The organism is Arthrobacter sp. 49Tsu3.1M3, from assembly GCF_900168135.1.
Lineage (GTDB): Bacteria > Actinomycetota > Actinomycetes > Actinomycetales > Micrococcaceae > Arthrobacter.
Genome location: NZ_FUZD01000005.1, coordinates 78,857 through 96,298 on the forward strand (window position 1 = coordinate 78,857; position 17,442 = coordinate 96,298).

Genomic DNA, 17,442 nt, shown 5'->3' on the forward strand with positions numbered 1-17,442 from the left:
TCCTGCACTGCATCGGGCGTGGGCTTCGAGCCAGTCCCGGGTCCAGGGGTGGTCATGGGCACCTCCAAGGGGTTTCAGCTGGGGGTAGGTGGGGTTTTGAGGCTGGCCGCCACGAGCTGGGCCGCGGTCGTTCCGGCCGCGGCGGCCGCGGCCGGGTCGCCGTCGAGCACCCCGCTTGCCAGGCCGCCGTCGAGTACCAAGGTCAAGCTGCGGGCCAGCTGGTCCGGGTCCCGGGCGCCGGCGCGTGCGGCCAAGTCCCGGATCCAGGCGCGGATCTGCCGCTTGTGGGCCACGGTCCGGTCGTGGACGCGGGTGCCGGCGGCCGACTCGGCGGCCGCATTGATGAAGGCGCAGCCGCGGTAGCCGTCGCGCCGGCAGGCGGCTGTCAGGGCATCGAACAGGCCCACGAGCTGTGCGGCCGGGTCTTCGCCGGCGGCCTCGGCGGCGGCGTGCAGCTGCCCGGTCCAGACGCTGTCCACCTTCTCCAGGTAGGCCAGGATGAGGTCGTCCTTGGCCGGAAAGTACTTATAGAACGTGGCTTTCGCGACGCCGGACTCGGCGATGATGGTGTCGATGCCGGCGGCCCGGAAACCCTGCGCGTAGAAGAGCCGGAAGGCCGTGGCCAGGATCTTCTCCCTGGCATGCCCGGCGGGGGTGCGGGCAGCCGGGGCGGCAGTGGCTGCTGGCGAAGTCATGGCTCAATCGTACACAGACAAGTCTGTCTACGCGGAAGCGTCATTCGCGCTTACCTCGTCCCTGACCTCATAGCAATCAGCTGGCAGATTTCAAACTTTGTCAGCTGAGTAGGAGCGGGCGGGGTAGCGGCTCGCGCTTATTGCCGTAGACAGGTCTGTCTGATAGCGTCATGTCCACACGTAGACGAACCTGTCTACTCCGCGATTTCAGAATGAGGACGCCATGAAGATTGCAGTACTGGGAACCGGCATGGTGGGGCGCACGATTGCCGGCGCACTGGCAGGGCTGGGGCACGACGTCGTGATCGGCACCCGCGACCCGCAGGCGACGCTCGCCCGGACCGAACCGGACATGATGGGCACCGCGCCGCTCGCCGAGTGGCACGCCGCAAACGCCGGAGTCGACGTCGCCGCCTTTGCCGACGCGGCATCCGGCGCCGAACTGATCGTCAATGCCACCAACGGCGCCGGCTCGCTGGCCGCGCTGGCCGCCGCGGGGACCCCGAACCTCGCCGGCAAGATCATCATGGACATCGCCAACCCGCTGGACTTCTCGCAGGGCATGCCGCCGTCGCTGAACCCGGTGAACACGGACAGCCTCGGCGAGGAGATCCAGCGGTCCTTCCCGGAAGCCAAGGTGGTGAAGACGCTGAACACCATGACCGCGTCCGTGATGGTCGATCCGGCCCGGGTGGCCGGCGGTGACCACACGGTGTTCGTCTCCGGGGACGACGCCGACGCCAAGGCGGCCGTGACCGAACTCCTCAAGGGCTTCGGCCACCGTGACGTGATCGACCTCGGCGACATCACCAGTGCCCGCGGGGCCGAAATGATCCTGCCGATCTGGCTGCGGATCTGGGGCGCGCTGGGCACCGGCGAGTTCAACTTCAAGATCGCGCGCTGAGCCCTTCACCCGCCCAGCCCGCAGCAGGGGCCGTTTGGGAGCCCAGAACGGCCCCTGCTGCGAACTGGTTGGGGTCCGGGGGAAGGACGTCGGGGCGGCGCGGCGGGGCCTGACACTATCTGAGACGGAATTCCAGCAGGGAGTGCCTGCGGGTAACATCCCATGGGAAGAAGTAATCAGGCTCACAGTATCCAGCGCAGTGTACGAGCCAAGTCGATCCCTCGAAAGATAGTTTCCATGGCTGACACTGCAATGCATTCCGACACCGATCTTGCCGCCGAACTCCGGGCCGATGTCCGCCGGGTCTCCACCCTCCTTGGCGAATCCCTGGTCCGCCAGCACGGCCCCGAACTGCTGGACCTGGTGGAGCAGGTGCGCCTGCTGACCAAGGAATCCAAGGAGGCCGCCCGCGGCGGCGCCGACGCCACCGGGCCGTGGAGCTCGTACGACGTCGTCGCCCAGGTCCGCGAACTGCTCGGTTCCCTGCCGCTGGAGCAGGCCACCGACCTGGTCCGCGCCTTCGCGTTCTACTTCCATCTGGCGAACGCCGCCGAGCAGGTCCACCGGGTCCGCGGGCTGCGCACCCGGCAGGAGAAGGACGGCTGGCTCGCCAAGGCCGTGGAGGAGATCGCGGACCAGGCCGGCAACTCCGTGCTGCAGGAAGTCGTCAACGAACTCGACGTCCGCCCTATCTTCACCGCACACCCCACCGAGGCCTCCCGCCGCTCAGTGCTGGACAAAATCCGCCGGCTCTCGGACATCCTGTCCGAATCCACGGGGGAGGGCACCTCCGCGCGCCGCCGCCAGGACCGCCACCTGTCCGAAGTGATCGACCAGATGTGGCAGACGGACGAGCTCCGCCAGGTCCGGCCCACCCCCGTCGACGAGGCCAGGAACGCCATCTATTACCTCACCGGCATCCTCAGCGATGCCATGCCGGAAATGCTCTCGGACCTCTCCGAGCTGCTTGCCGAGCACGGCGTCACGCTACCGCCGCAGAAGGCCCCGATCCGCTTCGGCTCCTGGATCGGCGGGGACCGCGACGGCAATCCCAACGTCACGGCCGCCGTCACCCGTGAAATCCTCCAGATCCAGAACCAGCATGCCGTGCGGATCAGCATCGGCCTGATCGACGGGCTCATCTCCATCCTGTCCAACTCGACCGCGCTGGCCGGGGCGGACCAGGAGCTCCTGGACTCGATCGACGTCGACCTGGGGAACTTGCCTGGCCTGGACCGCCGCGTCCTCGAGCTGAACGCTCAGGAGCCCTACCGGCTCAAACTCACCTGCATCAAGGCCAAGCTGATCAACACCGGCCGCCGGGTCGCGGCCGGATCCGCGCACGAGCCCGGCCGCGACTACACCGCCACCGCGGAGCTCCTCGCCGAGCTCGGCCTGCTCGAACGGTCGCTGCGGAACCACCACGCGGCCCTGGCCGCCGACGGCGCCCTGTCCCGGGTCCGCCGCGCCATCGCCTCCTTCGGCCTGCACCTGGCCACCCTCGACATCCGCGAACACGCCGACCACCACCATGACGCCGTCGGGCAGCTCATGGACCGCCTTGGCGGACCCGGTGTCCGGTACGCGGAACTCAGCCGCGCCGAGCGGCTCGAGGTGCTGGGCTCCGAACTTGCGTCCCGGCGCCCGCTCTCCGGCCACCCGATCAAGCTCGACGGCGTCGCCGACGGCACCTACGAGGTGTTCCGGGAGATCCGGCGGGCCCTGCGCACCTACGGCCCCGACGTGATCGAGACGTACATCATCTCCATGACCCGCGGCGCGGACGACGTCCTGGCCGCGGCCGTGCTGGCCCGGGAGGCCGGCCTGGTCAGCCTGTTCGGCGAGGCGCCCTACGCCAAGATCGGCTTCGCGCCGCTGCTGGAGACCGTGGACGAGCTCCGCGCCTCGGCCGAGATCGTGGACCAGCTGCTCTCCGACGCGTCCTACCGCGAACTCGTCCGGCTCCGCGGCGACGTGCAGGAGATCATGCTCGGCTACTCGGACTCCAACAAGGAATCCGGCGTCATGACCAGCCAGTGGGAAATCTACAAGACCCAGCGCAAGCTCCGCGACGTGGCCGCCAAGCACGGCGTCCGCGTGCGTCTTTTCCACGGTCGGGGCGGCTCGGTGGGCCGCGGCGGCGGGCCGACCTACGATGCCATCATGGCCCAGCCCAACGGCGTGCTCGAGGGCGAGATCAAGTTCACCGAGCAGGGCGAGGTCATCTCGGACAAGTACTCCCTGCCGGAGCTGGCCCGCGAAAACCTCGAGCTCTCCCTGGCCGCGGTACTGCAGGGCTCGGCCCTGCACCGCACCCCGCGCACCTCGGAGGACCAGCGCGTGCGCTACGGCCACGTCATGGAAACCGTCTCCGACGCCGCGTTTGCGCGCTACCGCACGCTGATTGATGACCCCGATCTGCCCGCCTACTTCATGGCGTCCACCCCGGTGGAGCAGCTGGGATCCCTCAACATTGGCTCCCGTCCGTCCAAGCGCCCCGATTCCGGCGCCGGGCTGGAGGGCCTGCGCGCCATCCCGTGGGTGTTCGGCTGGACGCAGTCGCGGCAGATCGTGCCGGGCTGGTTCGGTGTGGGCTCCGGCCTCAAAGCCGCGCGCGAGGCCGGCAACTCGGCCCAGCTCAAGGAGATGATCGAGGGCTGGCACTTCTTCCGCTCGGTGCTCTCCAATGTTGAGATGACCCTGGCGAAGACGGACATGGACATTGCCGGCTACTACGTCTCCACCCTGGTGCCGGCGGAACTGCATCACCTCTTCCGTGCCATCCGGGCCGAATATGAGCTCACCGTCGCGGAAATCCAGAACCTCACCGGCGAGCACGTGATCCTCGATGCCCAGCCCACCCTGAAGCGCTCCCTCGAGATCCGGGACCAGTACCTCGACCCCATCAGCTACCTTCAGGTGGAACTGCTGCGCCGCGTCCGGGCCGAGGCTGCCGCGGGCATGACCGGGGCCGAGATCGACGAACGGCTCCAGCGCGCCATGCTGATCACGGTCAACGGAGTCGCCGCCGGGCTGCGCAACACCGGGTAGCCCGCACCTCGGGCAGGACGCTCCCGCAGGTGTGGCGGTTTGTCCGCGGACGCTCCCGCAGGTGTGGCGGTCCTTCCGCGGACGCTCCCTCGGGTGTGGCGGTTTGTCCGCGGACGCTCCCGCAGGTGTGGCGGTCTTTCCGCCGACCCTCCCTCAGGACTCTAGAGCGTCCGCGCGATTCGAGAAGGATCTGCGGGAGGGTCCGAGTGCACCCTGCAGGATCTGCGGGAGGGTCCGTGTGCACCCTGCAGGATCTGCGGGAGGGGCCGTGTGCACCCTGCAGGATCTGCGGGAGGGTGTGGGGGGCGGCTAGGGTTGTTCCATGCCGTCGTTCCAGACCAGACTGAAGATCACCGGGCTCAAGCCAGGCACCGCTCCCGAAGCCGTCATGGCCGCGGCCATCGAGGCGCTGGGGACGCGGCACCACGTCGAATCGCACCAGCTGGAGCTCGCCGGCGGCGTACCGCAGCTGAACCTGCGCTTCCTGGTCGACGCCACCGCCTACAGCGCCGAAAACAGCCAGGCGCTGGAGTCGGCAGCCATGATGCGCGACGCCGTCGAACGCGTTGCGCTCACCGGCGCACTGACCGTGCTGCGCCGCAGCCGCGGCCGCTGGGCGCCCGTCTAGAAGTCCAGTTCCTCGTCCGGGTCGACGGCGGACTCCACGGGGGAGGGGTTGCCCCGGCGCCGCGTCACGATCACGCCCACGACCGCTCCGACCAGCAGCCCGACGCCGACGCCGATCAGCGAGCTCGCCCAGAAGGGCAGCCCGGTCGCGGAGCCCATGAAATAGCCCAGTGCCACGGACCAGGCCGCCCAAAGCAGGCCGCCGAGGGCCGCGCAGAGGCTGAACCCGCGGGTCGAGACGTTGGCGATGCCCGCCGCAGCCGTCGTGGCCAGCCGCCCGCCGGGGATGAAGCGGAGGCCGATGATCGCGCCGTAGGTGGAGGACCGCCCGGCTTTCGCGATCGCCGCATGTACGGCCGCGTGGAACCCCAGGCCCCATCTCCAACGGTCGAGCACGTGGCTGAGCCGGCGCTTGAACAGCTGGAAGACGAGAAGGTCGCCGAGCCATGAGGCCGCGGCGGCGAGGAGCACGACGAGGAAGCCGTTGATGCGGCCCTCCGCGGACAGCGCGCCGCCGGTGATGACCAGCATTTCCGAGGGGACGGGCGGGAAGATCGCATCGCCGATCACGAAGGGGAAGATCCAGAAATAGATCGCGGCGCCCCAGCTGTCCGCATTTCCGAAGTCCATGCGCACAAGGTACCGCACTTCCAGCCGCTAGCGTGCCTCGCTGAGTTCCAGTCTGCTGCGGTATTCCACCGGGCTCCCGGAGATGGGGTCCACGAAGCGGATCCCGCGGGCCAGGAGCTGCAGCGGCTTGGCGTAATTGTCCGGAGCCTTGTCCAGCAGTTCCGGGTAGAACGCATCGTTAACGATCCCGAGGCCCAGTGAGGCCATATGCACGCGGAGCTGGTGGGTCTTGCCGGAGTGCGGCTCCAGCCGGTATAGCGCGCGGCGGTGCGGGCCGCCGTCGACGTCGGGTGCGCTGTCTTGTGCGCCGCCGTCGGGTGCGCCGGAGGGCGCGGCGGAAGCGTCAAACGTGCGCAGCCGCTCGATCCGGGTTTCCGCGTTGGGTTCGCCATCGACGACCTCGGCCAGCAGGTAGCTGCGGGACTTGGTCATCCGGTTCCGCACCACCACAGGGAAGTCCACCGCGGGATGGCCGGGTGCGGGCTCCGCGGCGGACACACACTCGTACTCTTTCTGGACCTGGCGCTTTTCGAAGAGCACCTGGTATTTGCCCCGGGTCTCGGGGTTCGTGGAGAGCAACAGGATGCCGGCGGTCATACGGTCCAGGCGGTGCATGGGAATCAGGTCCGGGAGGCCGAGCTGGTTCCGGAGCCGGACCAGGGCCGATTCCTGGATGTACGTCCCGCCGGGGGTGGTGGGCAGGAAGTGCGGCTTGTCCACCACCAGCAGGTGTTCGTCCTGGTGCAGGATGTTCAGCTCCACCGGGATCCGGGTCTCCGGCGGCAGGGTCCTGTAGTACCAGATGAACGTGTGATCTTGCATCGGCGTGCTGCGGTCCAGGGCGATCCCCGCCTCGCCGACGATCTCGCCGGCGTCGAACCGGTCCTCGATGCCTTGCGGATCGATATGCCCCCAGCGGTGCATCATGTAGTCCAGCGCGGTCTCCCAGGGGCCCTCGTCCGGCAGGCGCAGACGCGTTGCGTTAACGCCGTCGCGCACGGGAAGGGGGGATTGCATCACCCGACCATTCTACGGGCCCGGCCTCCCACGCCCCCGCAGCCTCCCGCCCCGCGACCCCGCACCGCCCCGCGAGCTCGAGTTCGCCGGAAACCTACGAGTTCGCCGGAAACATACGGCGACCTCGGACGCTTCCGGCGAACTCGCGATGCGCCGCCGACCTGCGCCCGCCACGCTCCGCGCGGTGCCGGCGTCCATGTCCCTCGGCTACCCGCAGTCCTCTCCCGCCGCGGGAGCTTGGTCGAGCTCGCCGGGTACCGCCGCCCGCGCCGCCCCGCGTGCTCCAGTTCGCCGGAGCCGTGCCAGTTCGCCGGAAAGGTCCGGCGACCTCGGACGCTTCCGGCGAACTCGCGATGCACCACCGCCCACCAAGGAGTACCGACGAGAAAAAAGTTCTTGACAAATAAAATTGTCGGCACGCAGACTGGAAGCATGTTGGACATCGAAGTGATTGAGGATCCGGCCGCGGCGGAGGCCTCGCTGGACCCGATCCGGACGCGGATCCTGCGCGAGCTGGCCGAGCCCGGATCTGCGACGCAGCTCGCCGCCAAGGTGGGCCTGCCGCGGCAGAAAGTGAACTACCACCTCAAAGCGCTCGAGCGGCATGGGCTCGTCGAGCTCGTCGAGGAGCGGCGGCGCGGCAACGTCACCGAACGCATCCTGCGGGCGACGGCGGCGTCGTACCTGATTTCGCCGGCGGCACTGGCCTCGGTGGCGCCGGACCCGCACCGGTTCTCGGACCGCTTCTCCGCCTTCTGGCTGCTGGCACTCGCTGCCCGCATGGTCCAGGAGATGGGGCAGCTGATCGCCGGGGCGGCCGCGGCCCGGCAGAAACTCGCCACCTTTGCCATCGACGGCGAGATCACCTTCCGTTCGGCGGCGGACCGGGCGGCCTTCGCCGAGGAGCTCGGCGTCGCCGTGACCCGGCTCGTGGACAAGTACCACGACGGCGGCCGTGACCTCCCCTCAGGTTCCCCGGCAGATCCGCCTGCAGGTTCCCAGACCGAACGCCGGCCGGAAGGACGCAAGCACCGGCTGGTCGTCGCGCTGCACCCGGCGCTCAAGGCGCCGCAGCCGAAGACGGAGCACGCAGACCCACAAAGAGCAACCCCACAAAACAAACCCACAAGCCAAGGAGCAGGACAATGACTGACCCACGGAAATTCGAAATCGTTTACGACACCGAGCTGCCCGGCACTCCGGAACGGGTGTGGGAGGCCGTCACCAAGGACACCCCGGCCTGGATGTTCCCCACGGACCAATGGCCTGCGGTCCGGACCGTGGACGAATACCCCTCCCAGCTGGTGTCCCGGATGGACGGTCCGGATGGCTGGTTCAACCAGCTGGAGCACGTCCTGGAACCGCTCGACGGCGGCCGGGCCCGGCTGCACTACGTGCACAGCGGCATCTTCGCGGACAACTGGGATGAGCAGTACGACGGCGCCAGCAAGCACACGGCGTTCTATCTGCACACCCTGGGACAGTACCTGAAGTACTTCGACGGCAAGCCTGTGGTCTTCACGGACATCCAGGCACCCGCTGCTTCGCAGACCCCGGACGGCTTCGACCGGCTCAAGCGGGCCCTTGGCGTCGACACTGCCGCTCAGGGGGAGACGGTGGAGCTGGAGCTCGACGACGTCGGGCCGCTGGCCGGCGAGATCGACTTCGCCAACGAGAACTTCCTCGGCCTGCGGACCGCGGACACGATGTACCGCTTCTTCGGGCGCAACGCCTTCGGCGCGCCGGTGGGCATGACCGTGCACGACTTCAGCGGCAGCGGGGACGCCGGGGCGACGGCCCAAGCCTGGACCGGGTTCCTGGCGAAGGTCTACGCCTAGGCCCTCCGGCGCGGATTCCGTCTGGCGACGCATGAAAAACGGGCGTCGCAGGAAGAGACGCATCGCAGGGCACGCCCGAGGTGGCCCGGTCTCAGGCGATGGCCGCGGCCGGCGGGGACGACAGGTTGCGCCGCAGCTGCGGGGAGGCCTCCAGCCGGTCCTGCGCCGAACGCAATGCCAGCACGGCCGTCACCAGCTGCTCCGGTGGCAGGGTGAACGGCAACCGCAAGTACTGCTCAAACGCGCCGCCCACGCCGAACCGGGGTCCGGCGGCGAGCCGGATCCCGACGTCGGGGGCCAGCACCGCCAGGGCCGTGCTGATCGGCGCCGGGAGCCGGCACCAGACGGACAGGCCGCCGTCGGGCCATTCGGGTTCCCACCCCGGCAGGCGCTGCCGAATCAGTTCCACCAGTGTGCCCCGGTTCTCGCGCAGCGCGGCCAGCCTGTCGGGGAGCGGCTCCGTCATGGCGTTGACCAGATGCGCCCCGGCGAGCTGCTCCACCACCGGGCCGCCCAGGTCCAGGGTGGTGCGGGCAGCGGCGAAGCGCTGGATGAGGGGCTCGCTGGCGCGGATCCAGCCGGTGCGCAGCCCTGCCCAGTGCGACTTGCTGAGCGAACCGAGGGAGACCACCGCCGGGCTGAAAGCTGCCATGGGGGTCGAGGCGGCGCCGTCGAGGTTCAACTCCCGCAGCGTTTCGTCCACCACCAGCACAGTGCCCGACGCCGCTGCCGCCTTCACGAGCCGGCGCCGCTGGGAATCGGGCATCAGCCGGCCGGTGGGGTTGTGGAAGTCCGGCACCACGTACGCCATCGCGGGCCGCTGCTGGAGCAGCGCCGCTTCCATGGCCTCGAGGTCCCAGCCGCCCGCGTTGTTGTGGGCAAGGCCGTTGTGGACAGGGCCGTTGTGGCCTGCGTTGTGGACACGGCCGCCGTGGGCAGTACCGCTATGGCCTGTGCCGCCGGGGGTTGCGGCAGGCATGGATACCGGGACCGGGCGGCAGCCCGCGGCCCGGATCGCGTCGAGGGCGTTCGGGTAGCTCGGATGTTCCACCAGCACCTTGGTCCCCGACCGTCCGGCCAGCGTGCGGAGCACAATGTTCAGCGCATGCTGGGCGCCGGAGGTGACCAGGATCTGGGCGGCCGTTGTCGGGACCCCGGCGGCGGTGTACCGGGCCGCAATGGCTTCCCGGAGCGGGCCCACGCCCAGGGCGTCGTAGCCGAAGCCCGGCAGCAGGGCCGGCAATTCGGTCAGCGCGGCGGCAAATGCCCGGTGCACCACTTCGCCGCTGGCGGGCAGGGAGGCGTAAGCCAGGTCCAGGATCCCGTCCGGCACGGCGAGGCCGGGCGCGCCACTCAGCCGCAGGGCTCCGTCGTGGCCGCCGGCATGCGCGGGGCCCTGGCTTGGGATGCAGCTCCGGCTCCGGCTGCCCTGGCCACTGCTGAGGAAACCCTGCTCGCGCAGCAGGGCGTAGGCCGCGGTCACCGTGGTGCGGCTGATGCCGAGGCCCGCTGCCAGCGAGCGCTCGCTCGGCAGGGCGACGTCCAGGCCGACGCGCCCGTCGAGGATGAGCAGGCGGACGACGTCGGCCAGCTCGCGGTATGCGGGCGCGGCGCCGACGTTCCACTCGCCCAGGAGACGGGCCAGCGATCCCGGAGTCAGTGAGACGGACATAGAGCCAGTATTTCAAACTGGCTATGGATTGCAAGGCCAGTTTTCGTGGAGGATGGAGACCATGTTGACCCGCAGACTCCTCCAGCTCCTGTTCGGCCTCGCCCTGTATGGCATTTCCCTCGCCATGGTCATCCGCGCCAGCCTCGGTACGGCGCCGTGGGACGTGCTCCACCAGGGGCTGGCGGCCAGGACCGGGCTCAGCCTCGGCACGGTGGTGGTTGTTGTCAGCTTCCTGGTGCTGCTGCTGTGGATCCCGCTCCGGCAATGGCCCGGTGTGGGAACCCTGTGCAACGCGGTGCTGGTGGGGGTCTTCGCGGACCTCGGGCTGGCCCTGATTCCACAGTTTTCGCATCTGGGCGGCCAGATCGGCCTGCTCGTCGGGGCCGTGCTGCTCAACGGCGTCGCATCCGCCTGCTACATCGGCGCCCGCCTGGGCCCGGGCGCACGGGACGGGCTCATGACGGGCCTCGCCCGGCGGACGGGCTGGCCGGTCCGGGTGTGCCGCACCGGCATTGAAGTGGTGGTCCTTGGTGCGGGCTGGCTGCTGGGCGGCTCGGTCGGTGTGGGCACGGTGCTGTACGCGCTGGCCATTGGTCCCCTGGTGCAGTTGCTGCTGCCGCGGTTCACCGTTCCGGAAGCGCGTCCGGTCCCAGCGGCCGCAACCGAAGCGGCCGGAGCTGGAGCGTCCGCACCTGAAGCGTCCCGTTCTGACACGGAAGCCGCCGTTGCCGGGACGGCGGTCCCTGTGGCGGCGCTCCCGGTGGCGGCGGGCAGCGGCCCGGCCGATTGATTTCCGCCGATTGATTTCCGCGGGCCCCGACAGCGGGCCCGTCAGCTGGCGCCTTCTGTTCCGGGGCCCGCCAGGGGCTGGCAGGTGGGGCAGTAGTAGATGTCCCGTTCCTCGGTGAACGTGCCGGTGCCGTTGTCCTTGCCCAGGACGCCGCGGCGGATCGGGGTGCCGCATTTGAGGCACGGCTGGTGCTCGCGCCGGTAAACCCAGTAGCCGGGACGCCCCGCGGTGCGGCCCACCGGCACGCCCCGCGCGTTCAGCACGGTGGTCCGTCGGCCTGGCCCGAGGTTGGCGGAGAGCAGGACCTGGGCGTCGGTGATGATGGCGGCCAGGTCCGTCACTGCAGAGACGGGCGACGCCGGATGGACTCCTGCGAGGAAGCAGGCCTCGCACCGGTAGATGTTTCCGATTCCCGCCAGCTTGGTCTGGTCCAGCAGGGCGACGCCGATCGGGACGTCGGGGGCCGCGAGCAGCCGGTGTTCGGCCTCGGCCGCGTCCCAGTCGGGGCCCAGCAGGTCCGGGCCGAGGTGCCCCACGACGGTGTCCTCCTGGTCGGTCCGGACCACCTCGAGGATGCCCAGGGAGAACCCGACGGCGTCGGCCGTGGCGGTCCGCAGCACGCAGCGGGCCGTGAAGCCGGGCTTCCGCCAGCGGCCTCCGGGCGGGTAGACCTGCCAGCTGCCCTCCATCTTCAGGTGCGAATGGATGGTGAGCCGGTCTCTGGGCGTCGGGCCCTGGACACGCATCAGCAGGTGCTTGCCGCGGGGTACCACCTCGGCCACGGTCCAGCCGCCGAGCTTCAGGGTGGCGAAGCGCGGGACCCGGAAGTCAGAGGAGACCAGTTCCTTGCCGGCCAGGGCTGCGTGCAGCTGTGCGGCGGCGCGGAAGACCGAATCGCCCTCAGGCACGGATCCTCAGTCCCTTCGGGGTGGAATAGGCGCCGGCCTGGGCGAGGGCGTCCGCCACCGGCGTGTCCAGGATGCCGTGGCCGTTGACCTTTTCCATGATCAGCTTGTCCACCGCACCGCGGGTCACCACCCCCACCAGGGCCGTGCCGGCCGCGGCCAGGACTCCGGGGTCGTCGCTGAACGCGAGCAGGGTCTTGCCGCCGCGCTCGACATACAGCGCCAGGGCGCCGTCGACCAGGACCACGAGGGCGCCGGCCTTCCGGCCCGGGCGGTGGCCGGTGCCGGCGTCGACGTTGAGCGCGGGCCACGGCAGTGCGGCGCCGTACGGGTTGGCGGGGTCGGTCGCGGCGAGGGCCAGGGCCACCGGCTCGGCCTTGTGCAGCTCGGCGTCCTCGACGTAGGACCGCAACCGGTCCACCGTGGCCGGGACGGCGAACTGCGCCGCACCGAGGTGTTCGATGAAGTAGCCGCGGCGGCAGCGTCCGGCTTCCTCGAGCCGGGCCAGGACCTTGTACATGAGGCCAAAGCCGCCGAGGATGTTTTCTGCCATGACCGAGCCGCGGGTGACCACGCCGTAGCGGTCCAGCAGCAGCTCCGCGGTGGCCCGCGCATGGATGGTGGGATCGAGCTCCGGAGAGGGCAGCGCGGACCAGCGTCCCGCGGCGAGCGGGGGAGCGGGCGCGGTGCCGGTCACGGATCCGTACCGGCCGCCGGTGAGCCCCGGTGATCCGAGCAGGCCGGTGCCGTGCGCCCGTCCGAGCCGGCTGAGCCGCGGCGCGCGTGCCCGCGGGGCGCGCCCCACCTGCCGGTGCGCGGTGTGGCCGCCGGCGATCAGGGCCCTGACGGGGGCGAATGTGTCGCCGGTAATCCGGCCCGCCCAGGCGAGATCCCAGAGTGCGGCCACCACGTCCTGGTCGCTGAGCACCGAATCCATGCCGCCGGCAACCTCGGCCAGCTGCCGGAAGAAGTAGCCGCCGCCGTTGTTCTGCAGGTGCTCGAGGAGCCGTCGCTGCGCGTCGCCGGGTTCGAAGTCGATGGACGGGTTCAGCGTCAGTTCGGCCGAATCGGCGAGGTGCAGGCTCACCCAGCCGTCGTTGCCGGGCAGCGAGCCGGCACCGGACCAGAGGACCTCGCCGGCGGCCATGAGCTCATCCAGCATGGCCGGCTGGTAGTTGGAGACCCGGCTGGCCAGGACAAGCGGCTCCCAAGCCGAGGCCGGAATGGGCACGCCGGAGAGCTGGTCGATGGCCGTGATGATGCCGTCCAGGCCGCGGAGCGCGGACTGGCCGCGGCCGCCCGGGGTCCGCACGTTCTGCCAGGCGGGAAGGAACCGGCCGTAGGCGGCGGCGTCCACCGGCTCGACTTCGGCGCGGAGCGCGGCGAGCGAGCGGCGGCGCAGCTTGCGGAGGACCTCGGCGTCGCACCATTCGCTCACCCCCGCCGCAGGCAGAGCAGTGGGCAGGGCCGCAGGCAAAACGGCGGGCAAAACGGCGGGCTGGACCGCCTCCTCGCCGGATCCCCCCTCGCCGGATCCCCCCTCGCCGGAACCCTCATCCCCGGATTCTTCACCGGCTGCCGTGCTGCCCGACGTGACCGCCGGTGGCGCAGCGTGCGGGCGGAACTCTCCTTCCACCACGCGCCCGTCCGCGGCCAGCCGCTTCAGTGCCGTGCCGACGACGGCGACGCCCAGTCCCAGCCGCGCCGCGGCCTCCGCGGCGGTGAAGGGCCCGTGCGTGCGGGCGTAGCGCGAGACGAGGTCGCCGAGGGGGTCCGCGACCGGTTCGATGAAGGCCAACGGCACACCCATGGGCAGCGGCACGCCGAGGGCATCCCGGAGCCGGGCGGCATCCTCGACGGCCGCGAAGCGTTCGATGCCGCCGATGTTGACCTTGATCGCCCGGTTGGCCCGCTGCAGTGCGGTGAGGTGGGCGGCGGCGTCGGCCTCCGTCGCCGGGGTTTCGACAGGCAGGCTCCCCTGATCGGTCCCGCCGGTCCCGGCGGTCCCGGCGGTCCCGCTGCCCTGGGCCCGGGCCGCCACCGGCTCCAGGCGGGCGGCGACCTCGTCCGGCGAGAGCGGACCCAGGAGGCGCAGAAGGTCCGCGACGCCCTCCAGGCCGCGCACCTGGCGGTCGCGCGCCAGCCGCTGCAGTTCGCGCTCGGTGGCCTCGATGACCTTCGCATCCAGCAGTTCGCGCAGCTCCACGCGGCCCATGAGCTCGTTGAGCAGGGTGGAATCGAGGGCCAGGGCGGCGGCCCGGCGCTCCGCCAGCGGGGAGTCGCCTTCGTAGAGGAACTGGGCCACGTAGCCAAAGAGCAGGGACTTCGCGAACGGGGAGGGCTGCTGGGTGGTGGTCTGGACGATCCTGAGCTCGCGGCGCTCCACCGACGCGGCGATGTCCTTCAGCGCCGGAAGGTCGTAGACATCCTGCAGGCACTCGCGGACCGTCTCAAGGACAATCGGGAACGTCGGGTACTTCCGGGCAACATCCAACAGCTGCGCCGAACGCTGGCGCTGCTGCCACAAGGGCTGCCGCTTGCCGGGATTCTGCCGCGGCAGGAGCAACGCGCGGGCCGCGCACTCGCGGAACCGGGAGGCGAACAGGGCGCTGCCGCCGACCTCCGCCGTCACGATCTGCTCGATTTCCTCCGGGTCGAACAGGAACAACTCGGCGCCCGGCGGCTCATCCTCCATCATGGGCACGCGCAGCACGATGCCGTCGTCGGCGGCCATGGCCGAGCCGTCCATCCCGTAGCGCTGCTGCAGGCGCTGGCCCACGGCCAGGGCCCACGGTGCGTGCACGGGCATGCCGAAGGGGCTGTGCAGCACCACGCGCCAGTCGCCGAGCTCGTCGTGGAAGCGTTCGACCACGAGGGTCGTGTCGCTGGGGACCACCTCGGTGGCGAGCCGTTGTTCGGCGAGGTACTGGATCAGGTTGTTCGCGGCGTAATCGTCCAGTCCGCTGGCCTTGCACCGCTCCGTTGCCGGCCCGACGTCGGACGCCGCCAGTTCGCGCATGAACGCGCCGAGGGCGCGGCCCAGGTCCACCGGCCGGCCCAGGGAGTCGCCCTTCCAGAAGGGGAGCTTGCCGGGCTGGCCGAACGCCGGCGAGACCAGGACACGGTCGTGCGTGATGTCCTCGATCTTCCAGCTCGTGGCGCCGAGGGCGAAGACGTCGCCGACCCGGGATTCATAGACCATTTCCTCGTCGAGTTCGCCCACCCGGCGCCCGCCCTTGGCTGCGGCGGCGGCCGGGCTGGCTGCCCTGCCGTCCGCGCTGGCGCCGCCCGGGGAGCCCCCACCGCCGGTGCCCTCCACTTCGGTGCCGATGATGTAGACACCGAACAGCCCGCGGTCCGGGATGGTGCCGCCGGAAGTGACGGCGAGCCGCTGCGCGCCGGGCCTGCCCTCGATGGTCCCGGCGTTCCGGTCCCAGATCACCCGAGGGCGCAGTTCGGCGAATTCATCCGAGGGGTACCGCCCGGCCAGGAGGTCCAGGGTGGCCTCGAACGCGGAGCGGGGGAGCGAGGCGAACGGCGCCGACCGCCGGACCGTGTTGAACCAGTCCTCCACGTCGATGGCGCCGAGGGCCGTGGCGGCGACCGTCTGCTGGGCCAGGATGTCCAGCGGGTTGGCCGGTACGCTGAGCCGCTCGATCTTGCCCGCGAGCATCCGCTCCACGGTGATGGCCGTGTGGACCAGGTCTGCCCGGTGCTTCGGGAACAGGACGCCCTGGGAGACCTCGCCGACCTGGTGGCCGGCGCGGCCCACCCGCTGCAGGCCGCTGGCCACGGAAGGCGGCGACTCGACCTGCACCACCAGGTCCACGGCACCCATGTCGATGCCGAGCTCGAGTGAGGACGTGGCCACGACGCAGCGCAGCCGCCCGGATTTCAGGTCATCCTCGATCAGGGCGCGCTGGTCCTTGGACACGGAGCCGTGGTGGGCGCGGGCCAGCACGGGATCGGCGCCGGCGGTGCTTCCGGCCTGGGCCATCATGTGGGCCGGTGTGGCGGTGGATGTGGGCTGCGCGGCGGCGCCGCCGGAGGGCACGCCGACGCCGCCGGACGGCACTGGACTCGGCACGGCGTTGAAGTCCGGGGCGCCGTCGCCAAAGTCGGTCCAGCCGCCGGCGGCTGCCAGGAGCTGGCGTTCGGCGTAGATTTCGTTGAGCCGGGCGGTCAGCCGTTCGGCGAGGCGCCGGGAGTTCGCAAACACGATAGTGGACTGGTTGGCGAGCACCAGGTCCACGATCTTTTCCTCCACATGCGGCCAGATGGACGCCTGCGGCTGCAGACCGGAGGCCGGACCGGAGTCGAACGCCCCGGCGGCGCCCTGGAGATCGGACATGTCCTCCACCGGGACGGAGACGGTCAGGTCCCAGTTCTTCCGTGACGGAGGAGCGACAATTTCCACCGGCGCCGAGCCGGCGAGAAACTGCGCCACCAGCTCCTTGGGTTCCACGGTGGCCGAGAGCCCGATCCGCTGGGCGGGCTTGGGCAGCAGCGCGTCCAGCCGTTCCAGGGACACCGCCAGATGCGCCCCGCGCTTGGTGCCGGCGACGGCGTGGACCTCGTCAACAATGATCGTGTCCACCTCGCTGAGGGTTTCGCGGGCCTTGGACGTCAGCATCAGGAAGAGGGATTCCGGGGTGGTGATGAGGATATCGGGCGGGTGGCTGAGCAGCGAGCGGCGGTCGGACGCCGTCGTGTCCCCGGACCGGACACCCACCGTAATGAGCGGGGCCGGCAGGTCCAGGCGTTTGGCGGTCTGCGTGATGCCGATCAGCGGCGCGCGGAGGTTGCGTTCGACGTCGACGCCGAGAGCCTTGAGCGGGGAAATGTACAGCACGCGGGTCTTGCGCTGAGGCGTCTTGCCTCGAGCAGTCGTCCGGCGCCCGCCCTTGGCCACCGCGTCCAGGCCGGGCAGGGCGTCGGGCTCTGCGGGGGCGGAGACGAGCAGCCGGTCCAGCGCCCAGAGGAACGCGGCGAGCGTCTTGCCGGAGCCGGTGGGCGCGACGACGAGGGCGTGCGCACCGGAGGAGATGGCATTCCAGGCGCCGTTCTGGGCCGGTGTGGGCGCAGAAAAAGCGCCCAGGAACCAGTCCCGGGTCGGCCGGCTGAACCGGTCCATGGCGTCGGCCGCGAGTGTGCCGCCGGCGAGCTCCTGCCCCTTCATTCCTCCATCATGCCCTACCCCGCCGACACTATTGTCCCGGCCCCATCACGGCGCCCCGCGGGTCCCGCGGGGGCCAGGCGCCCCGGAAACGGGCGGGAGCACTGGCGCGCTGGAGCCGAGACGCGGGGGACGGT

The 17,442-nt window shown here is 70.5% G+C and carries 12 protein-coding genes; 6 read left to right on the plus strand and 6 right to left on the minus strand.

Annotation, left to right across the window (positions count from 1 at the left end; all coding sequences use genetic code 11):
* Positions 1 to 74: 74 nt before the first annotated feature.
* Entirely contained in the window at positions 75 to 695 is a 621-nt protein-coding gene (locus tag B5X90_RS08350; RefSeq protein WP_079551883.1) for a TetR/AcrR family transcriptional regulator, read from the minus strand.
* Between the two features lie 223 nt (positions 696 to 918).
* Here B5X90_RS08350 and B5X90_RS08355 point away from each other — a divergent pair, with 223 nt between their 5' ends.
* The 3 genes from B5X90_RS08355 to B5X90_RS08365 all read left to right on the plus strand — a co-directional run bounded on the left by B5X90_RS08355 (position 919) and on the right by B5X90_RS08365 (position 5,278).
* On the plus strand, positions 919 to 1,599 hold the full coding sequence (locus B5X90_RS08355; RefSeq protein ID WP_079551886.1) for an NADPH-dependent F420 reductase: 681 nt from the start codon (positions 919 to 921) through the stop codon (positions 1,597 to 1,599).
* 237 nt (positions 1,600 to 1,836) lie between these two features.
* Positions 1,837 to 4,650: a phosphoenolpyruvate carboxylase gene (ppc, locus tag B5X90_RS08360; protein WP_079551888.1), complete on the plus strand. Its 2,814-nt coding sequence runs from the start codon at positions 1,837 to 1,839 to the stop codon at positions 4,648 to 4,650.
* A 322-nt stretch (positions 4,651 to 4,972) separates the two neighbouring features.
* Positions 4,973 to 5,278, plus strand: coding sequence for a hypothetical protein (locus B5X90_RS08365; RefSeq protein WP_018774310.1), 306 nt, complete (start codon positions 4,973 to 4,975; stop codon positions 5,276 to 5,278).
* Here B5X90_RS08365 and B5X90_RS08370 read toward each other — a convergent pair.
* Together B5X90_RS08370 and B5X90_RS08375 are read right to left on the minus strand one after the other, a co-directional pair.
* Positions 5,275 to 5,907 carry a DedA family protein gene (locus B5X90_RS08370; protein WP_079551890.1) on the minus strand — a complete coding sequence of 211 codons (633 nt, stop codon included), beginning with the start codon at positions 5,905 to 5,907 and terminating at the stop codon, positions 5,275 to 5,277. The two genes, B5X90_RS08365 and B5X90_RS08370, sit on opposite strands and share 4 nt — an antisense overlap.
* 27 nt (positions 5,908 to 5,934) lie before the next feature.
* Entirely contained in the window at positions 5,935 to 6,924 is a 990-nt protein-coding gene (locus B5X90_RS08375; RefSeq protein WP_079551893.1) for an RluA family pseudouridine synthase, read from the minus strand.
* Positions 6,925 to 7,356: 432 nt separating this feature from the next.
* Here B5X90_RS08375 and B5X90_RS08380 point away from each other — a divergent pair, with 432 nt between their 5' ends.
* A complete protein-coding gene (locus tag B5X90_RS08380; protein WP_079551895.1) occupies positions 7,357 to 8,073 on the plus strand; it encodes a winged helix-turn-helix domain-containing protein in 717 nt (238 codons plus the stop codon).
* Positions 8,070 to 8,762 (plus strand): SRPBCC family protein, encoded by a 693-nt coding sequence (locus B5X90_RS08385; protein ID WP_079551898.1) that lies wholly within the window; start codon positions 8,070 to 8,072, stop codon positions 8,760 to 8,762. The genes B5X90_RS08380 and B5X90_RS08385 overlap by 4 nt, the downstream gene beginning before the upstream one ends.
* 91 nt (positions 8,763 to 8,853) lie before the next feature.
* On the opposite strand, the gene B5X90_RS08390 is transcribed toward B5X90_RS08385, so the two are convergent.
* Positions 8,854 to 10,434 carry a MocR-like transcription factor YczR gene (locus B5X90_RS08390; RefSeq protein ID WP_079551900.1) on the minus strand — a complete coding sequence of 527 codons (1,581 nt, stop codon included), beginning with the start codon at positions 10,432 to 10,434 and terminating at the stop codon, positions 8,854 to 8,856.
* Between the two features lie 61 nt (positions 10,435 to 10,495).
* Here B5X90_RS08390 and B5X90_RS08395 point away from each other — a divergent pair, with 61 nt between their 5' ends.
* Positions 10,496 to 11,224 carry a membrane protein YczE gene (locus B5X90_RS08395; protein ID WP_256860126.1) on the plus strand — a complete coding sequence of 243 codons (729 nt, stop codon included), beginning with the start codon at positions 10,496 to 10,498 and terminating at the stop codon, positions 11,222 to 11,224.
* A gap of 41 nt (positions 11,225 to 11,265) precedes the next feature.
* On the opposite strand, the gene B5X90_RS08400 is transcribed toward B5X90_RS08395, so the two are convergent.
* Positions 11,266 to 12,132, minus strand: coding sequence for a DNA-formamidopyrimidine glycosylase family protein (locus B5X90_RS08400; protein ID WP_079551905.1), 867 nt, complete (start codon positions 12,130 to 12,132; stop codon positions 11,266 to 11,268).
* Positions 12,125 to 17,308, minus strand: coding sequence for a DNA glycosylase AlkZ-like family protein (locus tag B5X90_RS08405; protein WP_079551907.1), 5,184 nt, complete (start codon positions 17,306 to 17,308; stop codon positions 12,125 to 12,127). Before B5X90_RS08405 ends, B5X90_RS08400 begins: the two co-directional genes overlap by 8 nt.
* Positions 17,309 to 17,442 lie beyond the last annotated feature (134 nt).

Bases quoted from the DNA above. Each gene is read 5' to 3' on its own strand.
- ppc (WP_079551888.1), top strand. From the start codon at position 1,837: ATGGCTGACACTGCAATGCATTCCGACACCGATCTTGCCGCCGAACTC.
- B5X90_RS08355 (WP_079551886.1), top strand. From the start codon at position 919: ATGAAGATTGCAGTACTGGGAACCGGCATGGTGGGGCGCACGATTGCC.
- B5X90_RS08380 (WP_079551895.1), top strand. From the start codon at position 7,357: ATGTTGGACATCGAAGTGATTGAGGATCCGGCCGCGGCGGAGGCCTCG.
- B5X90_RS08350 (WP_079551883.1), bottom strand. From the start codon at position 695: ATGACTTCGCCAGCAGCCACTGCCGCCCCGGCTGCCCGCACCCCCGCC.
- B5X90_RS08405 (WP_079551907.1), bottom strand. From the start codon at position 17,308: ATGAAGGGGCAGGAGCTCGCCGGCGGCACACTCGCGGCCGACGCCATG.
- B5X90_RS08365 (WP_018774310.1), top strand. From the start codon at position 4,973: ATGCCGTCGTTCCAGACCAGACTGAAGATCACCGGGCTCAAGCCAGGC.
- B5X90_RS08375 (WP_079551893.1), bottom strand. From the start codon at position 6,924: ATGCAATCCCCCCTTCCCGTGCGCGACGGCGTTAACGCAACGCGTCTG.
- B5X90_RS08390 (WP_079551900.1), bottom strand. From the start codon at position 10,434: ATGTCCGTCTCACTGACTCCGGGATCGCTGGCCCGTCTCCTGGGCGAG.
- B5X90_RS08370 (WP_079551890.1), bottom strand. From the start codon at position 5,907: ATGGACTTCGGAAATGCGGACAGCTGGGGCGCCGCGATCTATTTCTGG.
- B5X90_RS08395 (WP_256860126.1), top strand. From the start codon at position 10,496: ATGTTGACCCGCAGACTCCTCCAGCTCCTGTTCGGCCTCGCCCTGTAT.
- B5X90_RS08385 (WP_079551898.1), top strand. From the start codon at position 8,070: ATGACTGACCCACGGAAATTCGAAATCGTTTACGACACCGAGCTGCCC.